General features: G+C 63.9%; 3 protein-coding genes and 1 pseudogene. 2 read left to right on the forward strand and 2 right to left on the reverse strand.

Translation table 11 applies throughout. The features are described from left to right. Positions 1-441 (forward strand): annotated as a pseudogene (locus EN994_RS21520) (AMP-binding protein); the annotation flags it as partial. Further along, positions 438-1,175 (forward strand): methyltransferase, encoded by a 738-nt coding sequence (locus tag EN994_RS21525; protein ID WP_027161817.1) that lies wholly within the window; start codon positions 438-440, stop codon positions 1,173-1,175. The pseudogene EN994_RS21520 and the gene EN994_RS21525, both read left to right, overlap by 4 nt. Positions 1,176-1,534: 359 nt before the next feature. On the opposite strand, the gene EN994_RS21530 is transcribed toward EN994_RS21525, so the two are convergent. Then, positions 1,535-2,257, reverse strand: a complete 723-nt coding sequence (locus tag EN994_RS21530) for an HAD family hydrolase (RefSeq protein WP_063169934.1) — start codon at positions 2,255-2,257, stop codon at positions 1,535-1,537. Between the two features lie 5 nt (positions 2,258-2,262). Continuing rightward, positions 2,263-3,870 carry a glucose-6-phosphate isomerase gene (gene pgi, locus EN994_RS21535; protein ID WP_127307794.1) on the reverse strand — a complete coding sequence of 536 codons (1,608 nt, stop codon included), beginning with the start codon at positions 3,868-3,870 and terminating at the stop codon, positions 2,263-2,265. Positions 3,871-3,901: the final 31 nt, after the last annotated feature.

The following is a 3,901-nucleotide window of genomic DNA, read 5'->3' on the forward strand; positions in this document are numbered from 1 at the left end:
GTCTGCATCCGGGGGCCGCAAGTGATGGCGGGCTACTGGAACCGGCCGGATGAGACCGCCAAGGTGATGACCAAGGACGGCTACTTCAAATCCGGCGACATGGGCTTCATGGACGAGCGCGGCTACACCAAGATCGTCGACCGCAAGAAGGACATGATCCTGGTCTCGGGCTTCAACGTCTATCCCAACGAGCTCGAGGAAGTCGTGGCGATGCATCCGGGCGTGCTCGAAGTGGCGGCGATCGGCGTGCCGGACGAGCATTCGGGCGAGGTGCCGAAACTGTTCGTGGTCAGGAAGGATCCGGCGCTGACCGCCGAGGCACTGACCGCCTTTTGCCGCGAGAACCTGACCGGCTACAAGCGGCCCAGATACATCGAATTCCGCACCGAACTGCCGAAGACGCCGGTCGGCAAGATCCTGCGGCGAGCGCTGCGCGAATGATTGCAGCCGGCGGCGCGGATGCCGTAGATGCACCTTGCCGTCCTGACCCGGCAGAGTTCATCAGGACGAACATGCGCCTCGCCCCGGTGCCGTCGGTGCCTGAGATCCAGCTTTTTACACCGCACCCGGCCAGTGGCCTGAGACGGCTTACCGATACGCACCAAAGCGCTGACGACGATGACGACACGATCGAGGCGGACAACAATGGACCTGAGCCGCAGCCGCCTTACTGGGCTTACGTGTGGGCCGGCGGCGCGGTGCTTGCGCGCCATATACTGGATCATCCGCAAACGGTAGCCGGTCGCCGCGTGCTCGACCTTGGTGCCGGCTCCGGCCTTGTCGGCATCGCCGCAGCCAAGGCCGGTTCGCGCGAAGTGATCGCCGCCGAGATCGACCGTAACGGCGTTGCCGCGATCGGCCTCAATGCCGCGGCCAACGGCGTCGAGATCGCCATTGTCGACAAGGACATTACCACGGGTCCCCCGCCGGCGGTCGAGCTCGTGCTTGCCGGCGACGTGTTCTACGGCCCTGAGGTTGCTCTGCGGGTTATCCCGTTCCTCGACCGCTGCCTGGCGGCCGGCATCGAGGTGCTGGTCGGAGATCCCCGCCGCAACGACCTGCCGCTGTCCCGGCTGCGATTGCTCGCCGAATACAAGGTGCCGGATTTCGGCGACGCGAAGGGGGCTGCGACGAGGCTTAGCGGCGTCTTTTCGTTTGAGGAGGGAGCGCGCTGACGCCACAGAGCAAGCCTAAATTCTACTCATTGTGGACAAACATCGAGGGCAGAAAATAGATTCGACTAGCCGTTGGTCGGAGAAGTCGAGTGGCGTGGATTAAAGTTGTTCAACGTATCGGTTTCACAGTTTGCCCAAAATGCGAAAATCGGGGCTTCGATCTTCAGCCAGGCGAAGACATCGACAGCGCAAAGCGCCAAGATCAGGTGCGGCAAATGCGGGTACGTTTGTTCTGCTGATGAGTGGCCCATTGTGTCCGAAAACAAACCAGAAGCTCGATAGTTTCCATGGACTGCTCCCCCATCTCGGCCATTGGCAGAAAATCCCGAGGTGAATCGAGTTTGACCTAGCCTTTCCCGTCAGATCGTCTCCCTGACCCGCGCCGAGAGAAAATCCGGCAGGTCGGCGACCGAATCCAGAACCACATCGGCAATGCCGGCCAGCGATTCGCGGGTGCCGGTGCCGGAGAGCACGCCGACCGCCAGCCCGCAGCCGCCGGCACGTGCCATTTCGAGGTCGTGCCGGTTGTCGCCGACCATGGCGATTTCCGCCGGCTTGAGGCCGGTGAGATCGCTAAAGGCCTGGATGGTGTCGGGCGCCGGCTTCGGATTGGCCACCGCGTCGTAGCCATAGGCCGCGTCGAACAATTGAGCGACGCCGAGCGTGACCAGCGTCTTTTCCGCGCCGCTGGTCGAATCGTTGGTGGCGACGCCAAGCCGGTAGGATTTCCTGTGCAGTGCCGTCAGCGTATCGACGATGCCCGGCAGCGCCACGGCCATCGCCGAGCCTTGTACGGAGGTGATCTCGTTGAAGCGGGCAACCGCAAGCATCTGATCCTCGTTGGACAGGCGTGGGAACCACAATTCGACGACGTCGAGATTGGTGCCGGAGGCAAAGATGGAGTCCGGCTTGAAACGCTTGTTGGCGAAATCGAAGCCGGCAGCGGCCAGCAGCCTGTCGGCTTTCCAGCGATCGCCTTCCGACGCATCCATGGCCATGAAGTCGGCAACGCCGAGCCAGGTGGCGTTGAAGTCGACAAGCGTGCCGTCCTTGTCGAACAATATTCCCTTGATGTCTGCCAAGCTTTTCACTCCGAGCCACGCAAATGCTGGATGAATCCCACAAGGCCAGCGGTCGATGCATCCCGATTGGCGGCACTTTCCTTGCCCTCCACGACAGGCAACAGGCCGGTGGCCAGTTCCTTGCCGAGTTCGACGCCCCACTGATCGAAGGAGTTGATGTTGAACAGCGTGCCCTCGACGAAGACGCGGTGCTCGTAGAGCGCGATCAGCCGGCCGAAGGTGCGCGGGTCGAGCTTTCTGTAGAGGATGGTGACCGAGGGACGGTTACCCGAGAAGACGCGGTGCGGCGCGATCTTGTCGACCTCGGCCGGCTTCATGCCCTTGGCCAGCATCTGGGCGCGCGCCTCGTCCAGCGTGCGGCCCTTCATCAGCGCTTCCGACTGCGCCAGGCAGTTGGCGAGCAGCAGATCATGCTGGTGCTTGAGATCGGGCTCGTGGCCGACGGCCGCGGCAAGGAATTCGACCGGGATGAAATCGGTGCCCTGGTGCAGCAGCTGGAAGAAGGCATGCTGGCCGTTGGTGCCGGGCTCACCCCAGACCAGCGGTCCGGTCGGCGTCGTCACCGCCGTGCCTTCGAGGGTGACGCTCTTGCCGTTCGATTCCATGTCAAGCTGCTGCAAATAGGCCGGCAGCCTGGACAGGCGCTGGTCGTAAGGGATGACGGCGCGCGCCGGGTAACCGCAGATCACGCGATGCCACCAGCCGACCAGTCCCAGCAGCGCCGGCAGGTTCTCCTGCACCGGCGCGGTGCGGAAATGCTCGTCCATCTCATGCGCGCCATCAAGGAAGGCGCGAAAATTCCGCGGGCCGACAGCGATCATCACCGGCAGGCCGATGGCACCCCAGAGCGAATAGCGGCCACCGACCCAGTCCCAGAAGCCGAAGACGCGATCGGGCGCGATGCCGAACTTGGCCACCAGGTCGAGCGCGGTCGAGACGGCGGCGAAATGCTTGCCGACCGCTTCCTTGCCGAGCGCCTTCTCCACCCAGTCGCGCGCCGTCTGCGCATTGGTCATCGTCTCGACGGTGGTGAAGGTCTTGGAAGCGATGATGAAAAGCGTGGTCTCGGCGGAGAGGCCCTTCAGCGTGTCGTGGATATGGGCGCCGTCTATGTTGGAGACGTAATGCGCGCGCGGCCCGTCATGATAGGGCGCCAGTGCCAGCGTCGCCATGGCCGGGCCGAGATCGGAACCGCCGATGCCGATGTTGACGATGTCGGTGATCTTCTTGCCGGTGGCGCCGGCCGCCTTGCCCGAGCGCACGGCATCGGCAAAGGCGCCCATGGCGTCGAGCACGGCGATGACGTCCGCCTTGACGTCCTGGCCATCGACGGTGACGCCCTTGCCGGTCAGGTTGCGCAGCGCCGTGTGCAGCACGGCACGGTCCTCGGTGACGTTGATCTTCTTGCCCGCGAACATGGCGGCGCGGCGGCCTTCGAGATCGGCGGCCTGCGCGAGCTTTTCCAGCTGCTCCATGGTGGTCGCGTCGACCGCGCACTTCGACCAGTCGAGCAGCAGATCGCCGTCGGTGGCGGAGAATTCCACGAACCGCTTGGGATCGGCGGCGAAGGTCTGGCGCATGCTGGCGGGCGCCGCCGCGCGGTGGTCGCGCAAGGCGGCGAGCTGTTTTTGAAAGGACGATTGA

This window comes from Mesorhizobium sp. M7A.F.Ca.CA.002.09.1.1 (assembly GCF_003998555.1).
GTDB classification, from domain to species: domain Bacteria; phylum Pseudomonadota; class Alphaproteobacteria; order Rhizobiales; family Rhizobiaceae; genus Mesorhizobium; species Mesorhizobium ciceri.

Coding starts and splice junctions, on each gene's coding strand:
- EN994_RS21525 (WP_027161817.1), top strand. CDS start 438: ATGATTGCAGCCGGCGGCGCGGATGCCGTAGATGCACCTTGCCGTCCT.